Source organism: Pseudoalteromonas sp. BZB3 (assembly GCF_040104455.1).
Classification (GTDB): domain Bacteria; phylum Pseudomonadota; class Gammaproteobacteria; order Enterobacterales; family Alteromonadaceae; genus Pseudoalteromonas.
In genome coordinates this window covers 82,613-101,811 of sequence record NZ_JBECOS010000004.1, presented here as the reverse complement: position 1 = coordinate 101,811, position 19,199 = coordinate 82,613, and the positions used below count along the sequence as shown (strand labels likewise).

The window sequence follows — 19,199 nt, the reverse complement described above, 5'->3', positions numbered from 1 at the left end:
CGCTCTCTTTTTTACTTTGTGGCACTGCCTGTATTTAGACTTATAAATTTCTCAATGCCCCCGCTGCCACTTGGGCCTGATCATATACACCAGTATTGAGCACCCAACCCGTTACGAGCTTTGCAGGGGTGACATCAAATGCAGGGTTGAATACTTGTGCATTGCTTGGCGCCCACTGGCAATCTCCAAAGCTACCACTGACCCCTGTTACCTCTGCCGCAGCACGTTGCTCAATAGGGATATGCTGACCATCAGGGCAATCAACATCTAGGGTGGTTGTAGGCGCAACGACATAAAACTCGACGCCATGGAAGTGCGCTGATACCGCCAAGTTGTAAGTCCCCACTTTATTGGCAAAGTCACCGTTTGCAGCAATGCGATCTGCACCAACAAAGATTTTATCTACCTTGCCTGCCGCCATTAGGCTAGCTGCCATATTGTCACAAATTAAGGTGTATGGAATTTGCCAGCTTTCAAGCTCAAATGTGGTTAGACGACCACCTTGTAATAAGGGTCTGGTTTCATCAACCCAAACATGAATATCACCATGCTGTTGATGCGCGTGATAGATCACCCCAAGTGCTGTGCCAACACCTGCTGTCGCCAAAGCTCCAGTATTACAATGGGTTAAAATTTGCTCACCGGGTTTCACAAGCTCAGCGCCCAGTTTCGCCATTGCATCACATAGCGCAACATCTTCGTTAAATAAACGCTCAGCTGCTGTGACTAACGCATCGACAAACGCTGTTTGCTTGAGGGCTTCACGCATCTGTTTCATACAGTGCATTAAGTTAACAGCCGTCGGTCTCGTGGCTTCTAACTCATCGATCGCTTGGGCTAAATCAGTTTGGCTCATGCCTTGCTCAGCCAAATGTGCCACCAACAAAGTGGCTGCCAAGCCAATTAAAGGCGCGCCGCGCACTTTTAACGACAGAATTAATGTTTGCATCTCAGACACACTATTGCACAGGTGCCAATGTTGCTCATGCGGCAGAAGGTACTGATCTAAAACATATAGTTTTCCATCTTGATATTTTAGGCTGCGCGCCAGCAAATTTTGCATGTAAGTCACTCCAAAATGATAACCGCTAGATTTTACATAAAGAAACAAAGAAGTATAGACATCTAAACATTTAAAAATATAGAATGCCGCAATTATGTTCTTCACTGTGATAAAAGAGTATGGCTGACTATATTGCTTTTGATAACGCACAAGCCCTGAGTTATATCGAGCAGCTTGGCGAGTTTTTTGAACCAAACGCACAACTCACTTGTAACGAGTTTGGCGATGGTAATTTAAATTTGGTATTTCGCATTGCGGATCAAAATGGCAACAGCATTATTCTTAAGCAAGCTTTACCCTATGCCCGCTGTGTGGGTGAATCTTGGCCGTTAACCCTAGATAGAGCGCGTATTGAAGCATCCGTTCTGAAAAAGCATGGGTTAGTGTGCGAGCAACATACCGCTAAAGTACTGCACACCAACGATAATCTTGCAGTTACTGTGCTTGAAGATTTGGGTCATATGGCTATTTTGCGCAGCGAATTAAATCTTGCAAAATCCTATCCAAAACTTGGGGCTGATGTGGCCACTTATTTAGCAACAAGCAGTTTTTATTACTCCGATTTCTATTTAAAGCCTGCGGAGAAAAAATCGTTAGTCCAAGAATTTACAAACCCTGAGCTATGTTCGATCACAGAAGACTTGTTCTTTGATGACCCTTATCGAGTGTCTGAACGCAATAACTACCCAGTTGAGTTAGAAACCGATGTGCAACGTTTACAACAAAACCCTCAATTACTTCGCCAAGTTGCACAGTTAAAGAGTTTATTCTTCTCTGCTCCACAAAGTTTATTACATGGTGATGTGCATACAGGCAGTATTTTTGTCGATCAGAACAGTACCAAATTAATCGACCCAGAATTTGGCTTTTTCGGCCCAATTGGTTTCGACTTAGGCTCATTCATCGGTAACCTATTACTTAACTACTGCGCGCAAAATACTCGAATTAAAGAAACTCCTAAGCGCCGTCAAATACAGTCTTATCTATTGACTCAAATACAACAGTGTTTAAATGATTTTGAAAGCATTTGGCTAACATTAGCAGCGCAACATACCCGTGATTTAGCACTACAAGCACAAGGTTATGCACAACAGTTTGTAGAGCAAATTCTTCAAGACGCGTTAGGTTACGCAGGCACTGAATTAATTCGCAGAACAATAGGTCTTGCTCATATAGTAGATATTGATGCTATTGAAGATGACAGCGCGCGCCTGCAAGTACAAAAGCAAACCTTATTACTCGGTGAGCAATTAATTTTGCATGCTGAAGAATGTGAAAACAAAGAGTCGGCTTACCAGCTGATTGTGAGCTTGGTCCAGTAGAATTTAGCTCGGTATGTGATACACAAAGACAAATAAAAAAGCCTTAACTTTTCAGCTAAGGCTCTTTTATACAAACTCTTAAAGCTTATTACTTGTGGTATTGACCACTGAACTCATGTACTGAGTTGATGAATACACCTGCGTTCTCAGGATCTACGTCTGGTGTAATACCATGACCTAGGTTGAATACGTGACCAGAGCCTTCACCATAGCTTGCTAGAATGTTTTGTACTTCTTCACGAATACGCTCAGGTGTACCGTGTAGCATTGCAGGATCCATGTTGCCCTGAAGCGCAACCTTATCACCAACACGACGACGTGCATCACCAATATCAATCGTCCAGTCTAGGCCTACCGCATCACAACCTGTTGCTGCAATTGCTTCAATCCATTGGCCGCCATTCTTAGTGAATAACGTCACTGGCACTTTACGACCATCGTTTTCACGAATTAGACCATCAACAATCTTGTGCATGTATTGCAGTGAGAACTCTTTATAATCTCGCGGGCTTAATACACCACCCCAAGAGTCAAAGATCATAAGCGATTGTGCACCTGCTTTAACCTGTGCGTTTAGGTAATCAATTACTGAATCAGCGACTTTATCTAGCAATAGGTGAAGTGTTTTTGGCTCAGCAAAAGCCATTTTTTTGATTTTGCCAAAGGTTTTGCTCGAACCACCTTCAACCATGTAAGTTGCTAGCGTCCAAGGAGAACCTGAAAAACCAATTAGTGGCACTTCACCTTTCAGCTCACGACGTATGGTGCTTACTGCGTTCATTACATAGCCAAGCTCGTCAGTCGGGTCGATATTAGGGATCTTCTGAACATCTGCTAAAGAGCTGATCGGGCGTTCAAATTTAGGACCTTCACCAGTTTCGAAGTACAGACCTAAGCCCATTGCATCTGGAATTGTTAAGATGTCGCTGAACAGAATTGCCGCGTCTAACGGGTAACGACGAAGTGGTTGTAAAGTAACTTCACACGCCAATTCTGCGTTTTTACACAAACTCATAAAGTCACCAGCTTGCGCACGTGTTGCGCGATACTCTGGTAAATAACGTCCAGCCTGACGCATCATCCATACTGGCGTTACATCAACAGGTTGTTTCATTAACGCACGTAAATAACGATCGTTTTTCAATTCGCTCATAGCGTATCTCGATTCCAAAGCCTAAAAAATTGCGCAAATTGTATCACTAATTATGCGCAGGCTCTATCTAAACGCCCAAGCAAAGTGATTTGTCATGATCTAGATTAAACCACTAACGCTTCAACCACTTATGGAAAGACAAGCAAAAAAATTAAAAAACATCTTGTTAAACTATTTGCAACAACAAAAAAAGCTTGGTATAACTTCCTCCGCGTTAAAAAAATAACAACAAAACACCTTTAATAATAAAAATAACTTTTAATTTTAATAAAAATAAAAACTGCTAAACCAATTGATAAACCACCTTCGGGTGGTTTTTTTATGCCCACAACCATAAAAATTCTTAACCGATTATTTTCAATAACTTACAAGCAAACCTGAACAAATAATGAAAAAAATGGTTGACCTTTGAGCTAGATTTTCTTTTTATAGAGGAAACAACACGCTAAAGGAGTTCGCTATGTTATCAAGATTTGAAGAAGCCCAACAGAAATGGGGTGGTAGTCACAGCGTTATCGATGCATGGTTAACTGAGCGTCAGGAATTGTTATTACAGTTTTGTAAATTGGCTGGTTTCGCACCATTCGACAAAAAAGATCATGCACTACCTGACCAAGTGCAGATCCAAAGCTTTTGTCAGATCATGATGGATTATTTATCCGCTGGTCATTTTGAAGTGTACGACAACATAGTACAGGCCTGTAAAGAAAAAGGCCCAAAGAGCGTCGCTCTGGCGAATGCACTTTACCCTCGTATCTCTGAAACAACAGATGTTGCGCTGGATTTCAATGATAAGTATGCGGAAGCGTCTCAAGACGCAAGCTTAGGAAGTTTTGATACAGACCTATCTAAATTAGGTGAGGTGTTAGAGTTACGTTTTGAGCTTGAAGACGAGCTAATTGAAAACTTTTACGCAAACCATACTGATTAGATAAGAATTAAGACAATCTTTAGACACAAAAAAGGGTTCATGTAGAACCCTTTTTTTAAGCTTTTTGGTATAATACCAACCCGCTTAATTACTCAGCTGCTGCCGCTTTTTTCTCTTGCTGGATCTCAAGTAACTCAACTTCAAATACTAGCGTTGAGTTTGCAGGGATCTTACCAAGGTCACGTTCACCGTAAGCAAGCTCTGAAGGAATCGTAAATTTAAACTTAGAACCTTCGTGCATTAGCTGAAGACCTTCAGTCCAGCCTTTGATTACTTGTTGTAGACCAAATGTCGCTGGCTCGTTACGTGAGTATGAGCTATCGAACTCAGTACCATCGATTAAAGTACCTTTGTAATGTACTTTTACTACATCTGTTGCAACTGGCTTTTTACCGTCACCTTGAGTGATCACTTCATATTGAAGGCCAGACTCAGTCACTGTTACACCTTCTTTCTTAGCATTGTCAGCTAAGTATTGAATGCCTTTTTCTTTGCTTTCTTTTGCTAACGCTTCTGCTTTTTCAGCTTGCTTAGCACGAACCGTCGTATCAAGCGCAGTTAATACTTCACGAATTTTCGCTTCATCTAATTTTGCTTCACCCGCTAATGCATCTTTAAAACCACGCATTAGAAGTTCTTGGTCAAGCTCTACACCGATCTCTTTTTTATCAGCAAGGTCTTTTTGTAAGAAATTACCAACAGACGCACCAATACCATAAGCTTGTTGTTGTAGTTCTGTTTCTAGTTTTACTTCTGCTGGTTTTTGTTCAGCTTCTGCTTTTTGATTACACGCAGTTAGCGCCAATACCGACGCTGCAATTAAAGACAGTTTAATCGTCTGTTTCATTATATTTCTCCGGCTCACTTATTGTGGCCTTTACTATTTACTTGAAAGGTTAAATTTATGTATCCACATTATCATTCATATGCTTCGATGCCAATCCTCATGCGGCTATCGTCATCCAAGCTTCACAACGCGACTTTCCGGCTTTGATGCGCTACTATCAATAAAAAGCGCCATTATATGGACATGAGCGCAAGTGTACCCTTTGTGAAACAGAGCGTTAAGGGAAAAAGCCTAAACTATGCAAAGTATTCGACTCTTTCTTACTACTGCAATCTGCACCTTGCTGCTGGCGTGTACTCCTTCAGTAAAACAAGCGTCACATACCGTAGAGCATGCTGTGCGAGGCTCGTTTGCAGCCGCTATCTCTGCAGACGGTCGATACTCTTTGATTTCATCGGTCGAGCATGGCGTTAGCCTATGGGACAATCAAAGTCATGGCTTAAAATACCAATGGCAGCACTCAGCAGATCCCGAAAACCTAGTACATTCGCTCGCTATCGCCTATGACAACAGCTTTGCTGTGACTGCCGCCAACGATACATTTGCCGTTTGGAATATTCAAACCGGTAAAAACCAAGGCTATTATCAAATAAAAACAGCCACGATCCGCGATATCGCAATTAGCAATCAAGGCCGCTATGTAATGTATGGTCGTAGTGATAATGTCATCGTCCATCTCGACTTAGTCAACGGTAGACGCTTAGAGTTCCTCGGTCATCAAGAAAAAATCAATAGCATTGCGCTATCACCTAACGGCCATTTCGCGTTAAGTGGCGGCAATGATTACACCGCCTATTTTTGGGACACTAAAACTGGGCAAGTACTTCATCGCTTTAATCACCCTAGTCGCGTCACTAAAGTCGCCTTAGATGCCAGTGGTCAATACGCATTTACCGCCGATAGCTTAAAAAAAGCCAGTGTCTGGCAACTCACTTCAGGTGATCTCGTATCACAATTACAGTATATTGCTCGCCAGAAAATCTTTAGTGCCGTTCGCTTTAATGAAGATGCATCACTTATTGCCACGGGCTCACCTAACCGCGAATTATCACTTTGGCGGTTGAATGACGGCCAACAACTAGATACCTTTTTAGTAAAACCGAGGGAGGGTAGCCGCCCAAAATCTGCGGTCGTGTTTGATGTTGCCTTTACTGATAACGAGCGCAGTTTAACCACAGAGAGCTCTAGTGGTTTACTAGAGATATTTACCGATTTGGATACACAATGACAGAATTAGAAAACCGCGTGATGGAGTTAGAAGCAAAAGTTGCTTTTCAGGACGATACCATCGAAACACTTAACGATGAGCTTCGCACCCATCAAAAGCATTTAGCAAAAATGCAGCGACAATTAGAATTATTAGCACAAAAAGTTAAAGAAGGGGGTGACAGTGGGTTAATGCCTCAACACCAAGAGCCACCACCGCCGCATTACTAACCGAGTACCTGGTTAATAATAAATACGTTTAAGCCAGTGTTACTCTGGCTTAAATACACCAATTACTTGCTCAAATTGGCGTGTTGATGCTTGCACCGCATCTTTTGGTTGCGTCATCTTATGACCACATTCAACACATTCTACTTTTTCTACATCATGCTCTTTATATAGCATCATGACATCTTGCTTATTACACTCAGGACATACTGCCCCAGCAATAAAGCGTTTCTTCTGTTTCATCTTCGACTCGACCCGCGATTAAGTTATACCCTATTCTATCTCAATACCCGATTTATAAGAAACACGTTCACTCTGTTTGTAAAAATAATACCTGCCCTCAAATAGAAGATAGAGTTGAGTCCCATAAAGCACTTCATGTTATGATAGCCGCATTATTTATTGTTGCTGTAACACTATGATCCAACTGTCAGATATCGAGCTACTTCGCGGTGGCAAAACCCTACTTAAAAACGCCAGTGCAACACTTTTTCCAGAGCACAAGGTCGGCCTAGTCGGCGCCAATGGCTGTGGTAAATCATCTTTGTTTGCATTGTTAAAGGGCGAACTACAGTTAGATTTGGGTGAGTTTCAATTTCCAAAAGATTGGTCTATTGCCTCGGTAAAACAAGAAACCCCAGCGCTTGAGATCAGTGCCCTTGATTATGTACTGCAAGGTCACCCTGAATATTACGCCTGCCGCATTGCACTGCGTGATGCAGAAGCGAGCGATGACGGCGCAAAACAAGCGCAAATACACCAACAAATTGAGCACCTAAAAGGCTACAGCATTGAGGCCAAAGCCGGTGAACTATTACACGGTCTTGGATTCAGCAACGAGCAAATCGATAATCCAGTGAGTGCTTTTTCAGGTGGGTGGCGTATGCGCTTAAACCTTGCTCAAGCACTCATTCGCGACGCAGATTTACTCCTACTCGATGAGCCTACCAACCACTTAGACCTAGATGCAGTTTACTGGTTAGAGCGCTTTTTACGAGCATATACCGGTACACTGGTGCTGATCTCTCACGACCGCGAGTTTTTAGATACCGTGGTAGACCAAATTTGGCATATCGACCGTAACCTTATTAATGTTTATAAAGGCCATTACTCTCAGTTTGAACGTCAAAAAGCAGAGCGCATGGCACAGCAACAAGCTTTGTTCGACAAGCAACAAGAGCAAATTGCTCACTTAGAAAAGTTCATAACTCGCTTTAAAGCCAAAGCCAGTAAAGCAAAACAAGCACAGAGTCGTGTTAAAGCCCTAGAGCGTATGGAAAAGCTGGCCCCGGCACATGCTGATTCGCCATTCGATTTTGAATTTGCCGAGCCTAGTGCACTTCCAAACCCATTAATGACGCTAGATAACGCGCAAGCAGGCTATGGCGACATCACGATCTTGCATCAAATTAAGCTTAACCTAGTGCCAGGCAGTCGCATTGCACTACTTGGTCGCAATGGTGCGGGTAAATCAACCCTTATCAAGTTGCTTGCGGGCGAATTGCAGCCGCAATCTGGCGAAGTCTTTCAGCATCAAGGATTGAAAATTGGTTACTTCGCTCAGCATCAGCTCGAATCACTAGATTTACAAGCGAGCGCTGTGACACATTTACAACGTCTTGCACCCGATGCACCGGAGCAGTCTCTACGTGACTTCTTAGGTGGCTTTGCCTTTAACGGTGATCGCGCTCTAGAACCGGTCGCCCCATTTTCTGGAGGCGAAAAAGCCCGTTTAGTTCTAGCTATGTTGGTATTCCAAAAGCCAAACTTACTATTACTGGATGAGCCAACCAACCACTTAGACCTAGAAATGCGTCATGCCCTTGTTATGGCGCTACAGGGCTTTGAAGGCGCGATGGTGACGGTATCGCACGATAGACACATGCTAAAAAATACCGCCGATGAATTTTATCTGGTAGATAACGGCAGCGTATCGCAATTTGGCTATGATTTAGATGAGTACTATCAATGGTTACTCAATGCCAATAAAGCCGACAACAAAAAAGAGCAAGTCGAAGTTAAAGCGCATTCCAGCAGTAATCGTAAAGAAGTTAAACGCCTTGAAGCTGAATTTAGAAAGTCAGTTCAACCTTTAAAGAAAGAAATCGATAAACTTGAAAAACAACTAGACAAGTTCTCGGAGCAGTTATCTGACGTTGAAAACCAGCTTGGCGACAACGATTTATACAGCGATGAAAACAAAGCCAAGCTCACCGAGCTACTTGGCAAACAAGCTGAGTTAACGCCAAAAGTGAACCAAATAGAAGAAGACTTATTAATGGCGCTTGAAGAGATGGAAGAAAAACAAGCTGAATTTGAGGCAAGCCTCGTCTAATGTCTAAGCTCACGGCCGATACATTTTGGCAATTTGCATGCGATATATATAGTAAAAATGGCGTGCAACCTTTGCTGCTCGAGCTACAAGACGAGCAGCAAAAAAACGTAAACGTATGCTTATTACTGTTATTCCTCGACAGTCTAAAGCTACAACTAACACCAACTCAGTTTTCAGCGCTCAACAATGCCGCTGCGCTCAGTGATGCTCAGTTATTGAACCCGCATCGCCTAGCCCGACAAAACCTAAAAAAACACCATTCGTACCACAATAACTATGCTGTTATTCGCAAGCAATTACTTGAAAATGAGTTAGCCCTTGAGAAATTACAACAAAGCTTATTACTAGAAGCACTACCAAGCTCAATCAGCGTTAACAGCGGCGCTGACAACCTAGCTCTATATTTATCTGAACAAGATAAAAACCGCCTTTTCCAGTGCCTTTAGCGGCAAAAAAACATGATCAAGATCAAGCTCTGACCCTAAGCCAAGCTGGCCAGAAAACAAACTTGATCTCGATCATATCAAGTCCGTCATCCCTAACCTATGATTACTTCATCGAGTGATTAGGAGGCCAAGGCCATGAACGTATTCTTTAGAGATTTTTTTAGCGACCCAGTGTTGTTTCTTTCATTTGGCATCTTGGGCACAGTGATTGTGCTATGCGCTTACTACGTTTATTACTTCATGAAGAAGATTAACGAGTCAGAAGCTCCTGAATAACATTTTTTTGTGGTCTTGCCTTTGACCCACTTTAAATAAAGGCATTTGTTCCCCAATAGAGACGAATTAAGCACGACGCACAAAGCACCTTACTAACCTAGTTAGTCGGGTGCTTTTTATTTGTGGCAAATACCAAACTAGAAACTAAAATCTAGTTTAAAGTAAATTCGGCTATTGTTTTTGAACTGCCCTAAAGCCGAATTTTTACTACCAAAGTAATTTATCAAACCACCACTAATGCCCATATTTTCACGCAGCTTATAAGAGATATTAAATTTGTTCAGCTGACTCAATTTGCCCCTATGCTTCTCTAAGATCAAATCATTCTGAATAAACAATCTCTCGGCCAAAAAGTACTTTGAAACAGACACAGAACCTTGTTCATAACGCCGATTAATCGCGTGGTTTTTAGATGCATTCAATTGATGAAAGTTTGCGTATTGAAAACTAAAACTCAATGTATCCAAAGCATAATCAAAACCTGCCAGCATACTCAATCTATCTACTTCCAATGTACCTTGGGAAGATGAAACTTGAGAGTCGGGCTGCCAAGCAATATCCGAACGGAAAACCCACACACCTAAAGGTCTTGAAAGTGAAACGCCAAATAACTTTTTTCGATAAAGGGTAAGAGCCTCATTAGACTCATTCAATTGCTCAGGTTTAGGGTCAAAGTCCCATCCATAGTAGCTATATAGCCCTACATCCCATTCCCCCAAAAAAAACCTTAATCTAGAGGCTAAGCTTGTGTTCTTTAATGTAAAGTCATTTGGTAGATTGAAGTTATTTTCAATCCCAGATATGGATAGATTGTCAAACTCACTCCTATTTATTGGTAAAAGAGTGCTTTTAACATCGGGAATTATAAGAAATTGAAAATCTCCGTCTTCTAGAATTCTGGACAAATTTAACATGGTTAGAGGCAATCTTGCCTCTTCTAAATCGTCCATATAAGCAAGTAAATGCTCTCGAGTATCCAGTGGGTTAATCGTATCTAAAACTCTGAAATAATCGCTTTGCCCCCAAGTAACTTGCTGCTTGCCTAAGACTAACTCCCAGTCATCAAACATACAATTTACAGTTGCATTACGTATATCAAGGTCCTCATCACTGACGTACCCAGCAACTTTTTGATTGGTATTACTACGTTGAAGTAGCTTTTGAGCTCTCAACTCAACTTCAGCGAGACATTTATCATGTACTGCTGTTCCCCAAGCAAGCTTTGCAAAATACTTTTCAGATGCGACACCCGACTTTTCCGTTCCAGCTGCAATTTGATAGTAAATTTCCGTTCGCTCAATCTCAGCAAAAGCGCTGCCAGATAGCAACGCCGAAGCTGCAAATAGCTTGAAGAGGTTCATCTACAAACCTCTCTTCAGACTAACTAAGCTAAATTGGGAGTTGGAAAATGACTTATTATACTTAATATCATCAAGCACCAACTCCGTCTTATCACCCGTTTGGTGATTATTGACTGTCAAATGAGTGATTGTCCAAAAACTTTCAATCTGTTTAATTGAGTTTGCAACCCGTGTTTTTAATAACAACCCGTGCTCGTCATAGTAAACTTCTTTAAGTAAGATATGCCTTTGGGTATCAACCCAAAGAACTTTTTTGCTATAGCCCGTTTTAAACTTTGCCTCATCATTCGCAATTTGGCCTGAGATTTTCGTAACCTTAATGCCATCTAGCTGTTCTTCACCTTCAACCTTAAAAGTAAAGTCTTGTAACTGAAGACGCTCTAGATCAGCATATGTCAGTTCACTACTCACAAAGCGGCCACGCTTATTCTTCGCAGACAACCTTTTGGTCTTTCTCATCGCTGGAATGTATAGCCAGATATCGTCTTGCTTTGCTGATGTTTCATCGTAAGCATGTAACATCACTCCTGTCCCTTGCACCTCAGCTGGCTTATGGATATAGATCAGTGACTTTAAATCTGCGCCTTCATCTTGCTCCAATAATGTGATTTCACGAGAACGCTTAAAACCGCTCTTACTCGTTAGTGTCATACTGAATCTAGATTGCCGGGTCTGGCCGTCTTCCCTAAACTTTACAGCCTCTAAAATTTCATATGCCTTTGTATCATTATTTTGAGCATTGACAGTGTGTGACGAAATAAGACTGCTCAATATAAAAAATATTCCTATCGAATAATTGAACTTCATTTTGAAAATCCTTCTAAATTAAGTTGTGTTGTTTTTGGTATGGTTAAGTATTTTTCAGATAATAAGCGCACTAAAGTTGGTAGGATAAATAACGTCGCAATGGCAGAAAGCAGCATTGTCATCGCAACCAGATACCCTAAGTTCGCTAAGGCTGCGAATGTCGAAAAGCCCAATACCGAAAAGCCTAAACTCAAGACAAGTGTGTTGAATATGATAGGCCTGAATACCGCTTTTAAAGCCGCTTCTATGGCGCTCTCTGTATTACTGCCCATATTTTTATGCTGTAAAAACCGACTAATAAAATGAATCGCGTAGTCCACACCTACCCCAATCGCGATCGCAGCAACCAAGGCTGTTCCAATATCAAGATCCATTCCGATAAGAGGCATAATTGAAAAGTTGAAATAAACTGTCAAACTCAATGGAACTGCGCCTAACACACCGAATTTAAAAGACTTAAACATGATACTAAGTAATATCACAACACCTAATAAAGACATGCTTAGACTCGTAATTTGTCCATAAATCACTTCATTTTTAGTTGAAACTAATAACTCACCAAATCCACTGGCCTCGATCTCAATATTTTCAGGTAGAATAGTCTGTGCAAACAACAAAACATCATTAAGTGTTTTTTCTACAACCGTAGACTGATCTGAGTGATTAAAAACAATGATGCGAGCCGTTTGGTAAGTAGGATCAACAGTATCAAATACGCCTCGTCCATCACTACTTTCATATAAAAAGAAATATTGACCGACTAAGTACCCCTCATCAATTGGCAATTTAAACTCATCTATGTTGTCTTCGTTTAACCTTTGATTTAAGAGTTTTATAAAGTCGACTGCTGAATAAGAAAAGCCTACGTCAGCGTGCTCGGCCAAACGATGCTGAATCTGTTCTATTTTTCTTAAATTCTCAGCCTGTTTAAAGGTATCTGGTTGATTCGATTTTAGTGTTAAGCTAAACACCATCGAGCCAGCAAAATACTGATTTATGATTTCATCATCAATTCGAACTTGGCTCTCTTCATCAAAATATTTGATTGCTTTATTATCAATATTTAATTGAGAAAGTGAGAATCCACACCCAACCACCAACATCGTTATAACAAGTAAAAAAGACTTTTTGCGCTCAGCAATAAGCCTGTTTACCACTAAAATACAACGCTCCGATCTGCTTTCTTGCTCAAATTGACTAATATTTGTGTCAATCGACTTTGTTTTTGCGAGCTTTAGCAGAACTGGGGGCAATAAAAGCACCGTAATTATTAAGGCAAAAATCACACCTATCGCTACAAATAAACCAAACTCTTTAATAAAAACTATATCTGTACTCATCAAAGATAAAAAACCAACAGCCGTTGTTAAAGTTGTAATTACCATCGGCGTCCAAAGCGATTTCAAAGTATCAAAAACGGCTTGTTTTCTTGGTTTTGATTTAGCCTCATGGTTGAACTCTGTTAGCACATGTATAGTATCGGCAACTCCTATCGAAATAAGAAATACAGGTAACATAGTCGAGACTATGTTTTGCTTCACCCCTAAAAATGCCATCAAACCCAGTGTCCAAATAACACTTAATATTGCAACTGTCAGTGGTAGAATGACACCTCTAGGGCTTTTAAACATTAAAAACAATATCACCATGACCACTAAGATTACGCCAGGAAATAGGCGGTCACTATCTTGTTTCATAGATAACGCTTGCTGACTTGTTACAACTGGAGGTCCACCCAAATGGTAGCTATTTTCACTTTGAAGTTGTTCAATCACATTGAGCGCACTTAAATAAAACTTTTGCATATTTGGTGCATCACTTTCAGGGATCAGAAGCTCAACCTGCATATTGGTCGCTTGACCAGTTGGCTCAAAGAGCGCCCCCATTAATATAGGGTTAGATAGCGCTTCATGTTTTAATGCTTTTAGCTCCACTTCTGTTTTAGGCACAGAAAACATCATCGGATGAATGTCGATCATATCGTCTGAACTAGTAATACTTTCGACGCTGACTATGCTTCTGATTTTTTTCACCGGTCTTACTCTGATTAAAAAGTCTTGTAACCAAAGCTTGCCGTCATAATCTATGTGCTCTGAATTTAAATGATTAATTAAGCTATTTACTGAATCGAAGTCCGTCGTAGTGATACCACCTTGTTTGATTCGCTCAATTAATGATTGTGCTTTTTGATCAATCCCAAATTGGCTCAATCGCTGTAAATCTGATTGCTCTGTTAAAGTTACCTTTAGAAGTTGATGGTGTATTTGGTAAACTTCGTTCAACGGCTTTTCTTGAAATAAATCGCTTTGCTTATTGATAACTGAGATAAATAATGACTCGCCGCTACTCGTAAAGTGTTTTTTTACATATCTATCGGCTTGCATGCTTGGATGTTCCGCACCCAAAAAATATGGTGTGGCATTAGTCTTCAGTGTTACCAATTGAGTAAGCATAAAGCCCGTGATGACCAATAAAGACAGCAACGGCAACCACCATCGCTTAAGTAGAAATGATATAAATCCCTCTCTCCAAGAGCTCATTTTAATTCCTGTTAATTATTTAAATGTAGTAAAAGCATTTTACAAGGCATTAAACCGATGCTTTCAGGTATGTATGAGTTGAAAAATGACATGGAATAGTGAAGCAGAGCTGACTTTTGCTCTGGCTATAGCTTTGGAAAATATATTTTTATACGTAAAGCCACCATGTAAGACACTGATTATTTTGATAAATTCAGCACCTTTTTATAGAAAACTAAATTTTAAAAAGCTTATTTTCCTGTCAAGCACTCATACAATAAATGGTAAGGACAGTTTCACTATGACTGATTTCTGTGTAATCCGAACAATATCTTTATTTCACAGAATACCTGTTGCCCATGTTTTACTCGCTGAGATTCTCAGCCATAAACCACTGAACTAATCCTAGGGTGATTAATACTGCGGTAATGCCAAGCAAGATAGGTGTTGCTCCCATACCCACACAAATAATCTGAATGATAGCGACCGTAAAACGTAAAATTGCATCTAAACGACCTACTTGATAACTCGGATTTAAAAAACGAAATACCCCCCAAATGGTGACGTAACAAGCCCCCAAACAGATAAGAAATAGGCTTGTTGAATCAAGGGGCTTGAAAGTACTATTGAAGCCCATAGCACTATCTAGTTGCATAATGACGCCAAGAATTGGCGCTACAAGAAAGGGAAGCATTAATAAAGAGGTTGCAAGCAGATCATACACTGCACCAAACTTAACCAGTTTATTATATTTATGACTACCCAAATGGGCATGTCCTTTCACAGCAAGAGAATCACTCATCTTAATTTTTCCTTTTAATATTATTAGGCCGAAGCCAAATTCATAGTTTTTAGCAAAGTTCTAATTTCGTAAAAATTGCCTTTTTCCAATTGCAATTCATCTAATCGCTCTACGATCTTAGCCATGTCTTCAGCTCTTTGCTTTGCTGAAATAACATAACCAGGCTCTTGTGCTCTTTTCTTTAAAGCAAATAACTCAGGTAACTCACTAGATACACCGTCAGTGATAGCGTGATATATGCTGGTTTTGACATTACAAAGCCCTAGGGATAAGAAAAAGATATCAGGGTTTTCTAGCTGATAGATTTTCACAATTGAATTTAATGCGGCCTTGGAAACGGCATAACTTAGCATCCCGGCTCGAGGGCGAATACTTGATATTGAGGCAGAAGCTAAAGCAATTTTAGGGCGCCAATCTATATGCAATAGTGCATCTAATGTAGACTTTACTGCTAGGGCGTTAATGGCAAATACATTATTAAATTGCATAAGATCTACTGTATGTGCTTTTTTGGGTGCATCTCCAAATGTGCCAGCATTAAGGAATAACAATTCTAAGGAGGCACCTTTCACACGATCATATAGCTCTGACACCGCGCAGAGAACAGCATCATGCTGTGTTAAATCACAGTATTGCCAATAAAAGCTTGGGTGTTCAATATCAGGCTTTGTTCTCGAGATGCCACAAACCGTATACCCGTTCTGCAAATAATAAAGACTTAACGCGTACCCAATACCCTTGCTACACCCAGTAATCAAAACAACATTAGAAAGTTGCTTTTTAAGAGAACTTTCCACAACTGTAGCCCCCATCAACATCTAACACACTGCCAGTAATATAGGACGATTGCTCACCTAATAAAAACAGAGTTGCAGCAACAATTTCTTGGGGCTCGGCCATACGCTTCATTGCTGTCACAGCCAGTTTTTGTTTTGTCGCAACCGGGTTTGCTGCTAAACGCTCAGGTGTATTCATACCACCTAGTGTGGGACCAGGCGCAATGGCATTAATTCGTACCGCATAACCAAGCTCTGAATCCTGAGCGAATTCAATCGCAGCAACTTGCGTTAAACAATTTACTGCTGCTTTAGACACACTATAAGCAGCCTGATTTGGTATAGGCGTTACCCCTGCACATGAAGACACATTTACAACTGCGCCTTTAGGCTTTTGGCCAATAAGAGGGATCTGATGCTTTAAACAAAGCATTGTACCTGTGATGTTGATATCAATTGTATTTTGCCAATCTTCAATATCTATATTTGCTAAATTGTTACGCTTAGAAGTTACTCCTGCATTATTAACGGCCAAATCAAGACCACCAAAATCATCTACAATTTTTTTAAATAAATTTGATACGCTGTCTTTTTTACTAATATCGCAGTGAATAAATGTAGCTGCGGGACCTAATTCAGTCATTGCCTGATCGGCTTTAGCCGCAGAACGACCGGTTACTATTACTTGAGCACCTTGAGCAGTTAACTCTTTAGCAATAGCCAAACCTATACCATGGGTGCCGCCTGTTATTAGTACAATTTTATCCTTAAAACTCATAAATTTTCCTATTCGTAATTTATATTTGAGGGACGTAAATACTGAGGGTTAACACAGCAGTAAACACGCTCTGCTTGAGGGTTACTTTTATCCCGAAAGCAATGTCCATCGAATTTGCAAAAGTGGATATCACTCTTTCGACCTGACACACTTTTATTAATCAACTCATTATCTGCAAACAATGCGCGTGTCATTCCTACTAAATCAACCTGAAGCTCATTCCTTACTCTCACTGCATCTTCTAAACTGCCAATTAAACCGGCAAAGCCAAGTGGAATAGTGCAATTCTTTCTGATCTCACTTATACCGCTAGCGAGCCTTATTTTTGCTTCTTCAGTTGCATCAACGAGCATTGAGAATGTTTCGCCAATACTGACCGATAAAGTCAGAGCATATATTCCTGACGCTTCTAGTTTTCTTATATAGGGCGAAAGCAACTCTGGTCGCTGTCCAGCCTCACCCAAACCATCATCAATGCCTAATCGCACGCATATACCGAGTTCAGGGTGCGATGCTTTTATTTCTTGGATCACCTCTAGGAGTAGTTGAAAACGACTCTCTCCACTTCCCCCATATTTATCTGTACGTTGATTCGTATAAGGTGATAAAAAGCTACTTAATAAGTATCCATTAGAAGCTTGCAACTGCACCAGCTCCGCTCCTGCTTGCTTGGCAAGTCCTGCGGCAATCACAAATTGCTGTTTCACTGAATTAATGTCTTCTTGTGACATAGTACTGACTTGATAGCCATGCTCTTTTGCCTGCATACGCTTACAAGCGATGCCGCTTGGTGATAGCAGCGGCTTACCTGTAAGAGACATGCTTCCCTGTGCACCATAGTGTTGCAACTGAACGACGACTTTACAGCCATGCTTTTTACCTGCAACAAATAATGGTGACAACGCCTTGGCTTGTGTTTCATTATGAAGACACAAACCTTTCTCATGTAACCGAGTTGTAGGGTGTATTGAAGCATTTCCTAATACAACCATCCCCACTCCGCCGGCAATAATGTTTAAATAGAAGTCGATAAACTCTTGCGAGGCTGTGCCATCTTTATCCGCTACATCAATCCCCATTGGCGCAAAATACAGCCGATTTTTTAAGATCATAGTATTAGACAGTGCTAACGGCTCAATAACTCTGTCATACTCATTTGCCATATACTTATCCGTTCGCCTGAGCAAGTTCAGCTTTTCCATCTTGAGCTACTGGTGGCGTTTCATAAACTTGTATTTTCGTTTTACATTTTATGAATTCACTCAATGCATTACGCTGAGAACTAGTGAGTTTTGCAAATTTTAGTTCAATAAAATCATCAAATTGTTTGCCATACTCAGCAAGCGGCAAGGTTATACTGGGCTCATTGGGTAGCAATATATTTACATGACTGTAGTGGTCAAATGGCGAAGTATTCAGCCTCACACCTTCAGTGGATACACTTTGCAGTTCAACAGACGCACAGCGACCAGTAACGTCCGTAACGACAACCTGGCTTGTATTTTTATTAACTAATTTAAACCAGTGAGTTGGAGGGAATGATAAGTTTCTTAACCGTTTAAAAAGGCGTGTATTAATCACTGAACCAGCAAGAGTCAAAGAGCCAACAAACTGACCCCGTTGATAAAAACGCGCTATCTTATCAACCGTTTTCGGCTTATTTCTGTATTGATTTTCACGATGACAAACAAGCAACTCTAACTCATAAGAGGAAATCACGTACTGTTGACATGACAGCCCCAAGTTATTCATTGAAATAGACACATCACCACGATCATAGCCACTACAACTATATACGTAGTGATACATTGCTTGGCGAGCCATTTCGATCAACATTAACCCCGGAACATGCTCATGTGGTTTTCGATAAAAAAAGTAATTCTCAGTATCTATTTTTGCAATATAGCTAAAGACTGGCGCAAGATAGTTATCTGGATGCTGACTAAACCAACGCTGCAGGATTAAGCTTTTTTCCCTATCAAACAAATACTCGTTCAATGGCTTTTCACCTCGATTGAGCATACGTACAACTGTTACAGGCAAAAATCGAGCTGACAATATAAATTCACCCTTAACCTCATTATAAAACCCTGAAAAGACACCACCATTAAATTCACTTTCAGAAATTTTATAAGGTACAAAAGACAAGAGGTAAACATTACCAACTAAGTTATAATATTTATCAAAAACTTCCCTGCTCTCTTTTTCAGCTGGCAAGCTTTCAAATTCTTCAATAGTTATATAAGCAGGAAGTAGAGGTGTGGTACTGTCAATAAGGATGTCATCATCATGATCCTTATGTAATACTTTCGGTGACAATTCTAAATCTTTCATAATCATTTCCTTTAA

General features: G+C 40.6%; 19 protein-coding genes. 7 read left to right on the top strand and 12 right to left on the bottom strand.

The features are described from left to right. Positions 1-40: 40 nt before the first annotated feature. A complete protein-coding gene (gene mtnA / locus ABMY35_RS04675) occupies positions 41-1,063 on the bottom strand; it encodes an S-methyl-5-thioribose-1-phosphate isomerase (protein ID WP_349285226.1) in 1,023 nt (340 codons plus the stop codon). A gap of 119 nt (positions 1,064-1,182) precedes the next feature. Between mtnA and mtnK the strand changes: the two genes are divergently transcribed. Continuing rightward, the gene (gene mtnK / locus ABMY35_RS04670) at positions 1,183-2,385 is read left to right on the top strand and encodes an S-methyl-5-thioribose kinase (RefSeq protein ID WP_349285225.1); all 1,203 of its coding nucleotides are present in this window, start codon (positions 1,183-1,185) and stop codon (positions 2,383-2,385) included. Between the two features lie 88 nt (positions 2,386-2,473). Here the strand turns inward: mtnK and hemE are convergent, their stop codons facing one another. Then, positions 2,474-3,538 (bottom strand): uroporphyrinogen decarboxylase, encoded by a 1,065-nt coding sequence (gene hemE / locus ABMY35_RS04665; protein ID WP_058028479.1) that lies wholly within the window; start codon positions 3,536-3,538, stop codon positions 2,474-2,476. Between the two features lie 460 nt (positions 3,539-3,998). Between hemE and rsd the strand changes: the two genes are divergently transcribed. Next, positions 3,999-4,469, top strand: coding sequence for a sigma D regulator (gene rsd, locus ABMY35_RS04660; RefSeq protein ID WP_349285224.1), 471 nt, complete (start codon positions 3,999-4,001; stop codon positions 4,467-4,469). Between the two features lie 88 nt (positions 4,470-4,557). On the opposite strand, the gene fkpA is transcribed toward rsd, so the two are convergent. After that, entirely contained in the window at positions 4,558-5,316 is a 759-nt protein-coding gene (gene fkpA / locus ABMY35_RS04655; RefSeq protein ID WP_138483498.1) for an FKBP-type peptidyl-prolyl cis-trans isomerase, read from the bottom strand. Positions 5,317-5,554: 238 nt separating this feature from the next. Here fkpA and ABMY35_RS04650 point away from each other — a divergent pair, with 238 nt between their 5' ends. Next, positions 5,555-6,544 carry a hypothetical protein gene (locus ABMY35_RS04650; protein WP_349285223.1) on the top strand — a complete coding sequence of 330 codons (990 nt, stop codon included), beginning with the start codon at positions 5,555-5,557 and terminating at the stop codon, positions 6,542-6,544. Next, positions 6,541-6,753: a SlyX family protein gene (locus tag ABMY35_RS04645; RefSeq protein ID WP_349285222.1), complete on the top strand. Its 213-nt coding sequence runs from the start codon at positions 6,541-6,543 to the stop codon at positions 6,751-6,753. The genes ABMY35_RS04650 and ABMY35_RS04645 overlap by 4 nt, the downstream gene beginning before the upstream one ends. A gap of 39 nt (positions 6,754-6,792) precedes the next feature. Here the strand turns inward: ABMY35_RS04645 and ABMY35_RS04640 are convergent, their stop codons facing one another. Beyond that, positions 6,793-6,993, bottom strand: a complete 201-nt coding sequence (locus ABMY35_RS04640) for a YheV family putative zinc ribbon protein (RefSeq protein WP_058028474.1) — start codon at positions 6,991-6,993, stop codon at positions 6,793-6,795. 175 nt (positions 6,994-7,168) lie between these two features. On the opposite strand from ABMY35_RS04640, the gene ABMY35_RS04635 reads away from it, so the two are divergent. The 3 genes from ABMY35_RS04635 to ABMY35_RS04625 all read left to right on the top strand — a co-directional run bounded on the left by ABMY35_RS04635 (position 7,169) and on the right by ABMY35_RS04625 (position 9,807). Beyond that, on the top strand, positions 7,169-9,085 hold the full coding sequence (locus tag ABMY35_RS04635; protein ID WP_349285221.1) for an ATP-binding cassette domain-containing protein: 1,917 nt from the start codon (positions 7,169-7,171) through the stop codon (positions 9,083-9,085). After that, positions 9,085-9,531 carry a TIGR02444 family protein gene (locus ABMY35_RS04630; RefSeq protein ID WP_349285220.1) on the top strand — a complete coding sequence of 149 codons (447 nt, stop codon included), beginning with the start codon at positions 9,085-9,087 and terminating at the stop codon, positions 9,529-9,531. The genes ABMY35_RS04635 and ABMY35_RS04630 overlap by 1 nt, the downstream gene beginning before the upstream one ends. A gap of 135 nt (positions 9,532-9,666) precedes the next feature. Next, a complete protein-coding gene (locus ABMY35_RS04625) occupies positions 9,667-9,807 on the top strand; it encodes a DUF3149 domain-containing protein (protein ID WP_083496476.1) in 141 nt (46 codons plus the stop codon). A 137-nt stretch (positions 9,808-9,944) separates the two neighbouring features. Here the strand turns inward: ABMY35_RS04625 and ABMY35_RS04620 are convergent, their stop codons facing one another. The 8 genes from ABMY35_RS04620 to ABMY35_RS04585 all read right to left on the bottom strand — a co-directional run bounded on the left by ABMY35_RS04620 (position 9,945) and on the right by ABMY35_RS04585 (position 19,184). Beyond that, on the bottom strand, positions 9,945-11,168 hold the full coding sequence (locus tag ABMY35_RS04620; protein WP_349285219.1) for a DUF1302 family protein: 1,224 nt from the start codon (positions 11,166-11,168) through the stop codon (positions 9,945-9,947). Continuing rightward, positions 11,169-11,975 (bottom strand): outer membrane lipoprotein-sorting protein, encoded by an 807-nt coding sequence (locus ABMY35_RS04615; protein ID WP_349285218.1) that lies wholly within the window; start codon positions 11,973-11,975, stop codon positions 11,169-11,171. After that, a complete protein-coding gene (locus ABMY35_RS04610) occupies positions 11,972-14,515 on the bottom strand; it encodes an MMPL family transporter (RefSeq protein ID WP_349285217.1) in 2,544 nt (847 codons plus the stop codon). The genes ABMY35_RS04615 and ABMY35_RS04610 overlap by 4 nt, the downstream gene beginning before the upstream one ends. Before the next feature lie 343 nt (positions 14,516-14,858). Continuing rightward, positions 14,859-15,296, bottom strand: a complete 438-nt coding sequence (locus tag ABMY35_RS04605; protein WP_349285216.1) for a hypothetical protein — start codon at positions 15,294-15,296, stop codon at positions 14,859-14,861. A 23-nt stretch (positions 15,297-15,319) separates the two neighbouring features. Next, positions 15,320-16,093: an SDR family NAD(P)-dependent oxidoreductase gene (locus tag ABMY35_RS04600; protein WP_349285215.1), complete on the bottom strand. Its 774-nt coding sequence runs from the start codon at positions 16,091-16,093 to the stop codon at positions 15,320-15,322. Next, entirely contained in the window at positions 16,077-16,850 is a 774-nt protein-coding gene (locus ABMY35_RS04595) for an SDR family oxidoreductase (protein WP_349285214.1), read from the bottom strand. Before ABMY35_RS04595 ends, ABMY35_RS04600 begins: the two co-directional genes overlap by 17 nt. Before the next feature lie 8 nt (positions 16,851-16,858). Next, a complete protein-coding gene (locus ABMY35_RS04590) occupies positions 16,859-18,013 on the bottom strand; it encodes an NADH:flavin oxidoreductase (RefSeq protein ID WP_349285213.1) in 1,155 nt (384 codons plus the stop codon). Positions 18,014-18,017: 4 nt separating this feature from the next. Then, on the bottom strand, positions 18,018-19,184 hold the full coding sequence (locus ABMY35_RS04585) for an AfsA-related hotdog domain-containing protein (protein WP_349285212.1): 1,167 nt from the start codon (positions 19,182-19,184) through the stop codon (positions 18,018-18,020). Between the last annotated feature and the right edge of the window lie 15 nt (positions 19,185-19,199).

Bases quoted from the DNA above. Each gene is read 5' to 3' on its own strand.
- mtnA (WP_349285226.1), bottom strand. From the start codon at position 1,063: ATGCAAAATTTGCTGGCGCGCAGCCTAAAATATCAAGATGGAAAACTA.
- mtnK (WP_349285225.1), top strand. From the start codon at position 1,183: ATGGCTGACTATATTGCTTTTGATAACGCACAAGCCCTGAGTTATATC.
- hemE (WP_058028479.1), bottom strand. From the start codon at position 3,538: ATGAGCGAATTGAAAAACGATCGTTATTTACGTGCGTTAATGAAACAA.
- rsd (WP_349285224.1), top strand. From the start codon at position 3,999: ATGTTATCAAGATTTGAAGAAGCCCAACAGAAATGGGGTGGTAGTCAC.
- fkpA (WP_138483498.1), bottom strand. From the start codon at position 5,316: ATGAAACAGACGATTAAACTGTCTTTAATTGCAGCGTCGGTATTGGCG.
- ABMY35_RS04650 (WP_349285223.1), top strand. From the start codon at position 5,555: ATGCAAAGTATTCGACTCTTTCTTACTACTGCAATCTGCACCTTGCTG.
- ABMY35_RS04645 (WP_349285222.1), top strand. From the start codon at position 6,541: ATGACAGAATTAGAAAACCGCGTGATGGAGTTAGAAGCAAAAGTTGCT.
- ABMY35_RS04640 (WP_058028474.1), bottom strand. From the start codon at position 6,993: ATGAAACAGAAGAAACGCTTTATTGCTGGGGCAGTATGTCCTGAGTGT.
- ABMY35_RS04635 (WP_349285221.1), top strand. From the start codon at position 7,169: ATGATCCAACTGTCAGATATCGAGCTACTTCGCGGTGGCAAAACCCTA.
- ABMY35_RS04630 (WP_349285220.1), top strand. From the start codon at position 9,085: ATGTCTAAGCTCACGGCCGATACATTTTGGCAATTTGCATGCGATATA.
- ABMY35_RS04625 (WP_083496476.1), top strand. From the start codon at position 9,667: ATGAACGTATTCTTTAGAGATTTTTTTAGCGACCCAGTGTTGTTTCTT.
- ABMY35_RS04620 (WP_349285219.1), bottom strand. From the start codon at position 11,168: ATGAACCTCTTCAAGCTATTTGCAGCTTCGGCGTTGCTATCTGGCAGC.
- ABMY35_RS04615 (WP_349285218.1), bottom strand. From the start codon at position 11,975: ATGAAGTTCAATTATTCGATAGGAATATTTTTTATATTGAGCAGTCTT.
- ABMY35_RS04610 (WP_349285217.1), bottom strand. From the start codon at position 14,515: ATGAGCTCTTGGAGAGAGGGATTTATATCATTTCTACTTAAGCGATGG.
- ABMY35_RS04605 (WP_349285216.1), bottom strand. From the start codon at position 15,296: ATGAGTGATTCTCTTGCTGTGAAAGGACATGCCCATTTGGGTAGTCAT.
- ABMY35_RS04595 (WP_349285214.1), bottom strand. From the start codon at position 16,850: ATGAGTTTTAAGGATAAAATTGTACTAATAACAGGCGGCACCCATGGT.
- ABMY35_RS04590 (WP_349285213.1), bottom strand. From the start codon at position 18,013: ATGGCAAATGAGTATGACAGAGTTATTGAGCCGTTAGCACTGTCTAAT.
- ABMY35_RS04585 (WP_349285212.1), bottom strand. From the start codon at position 19,184: ATGAAAGATTTAGAATTGTCACCGAAAGTATTACATAAGGATCATGAT.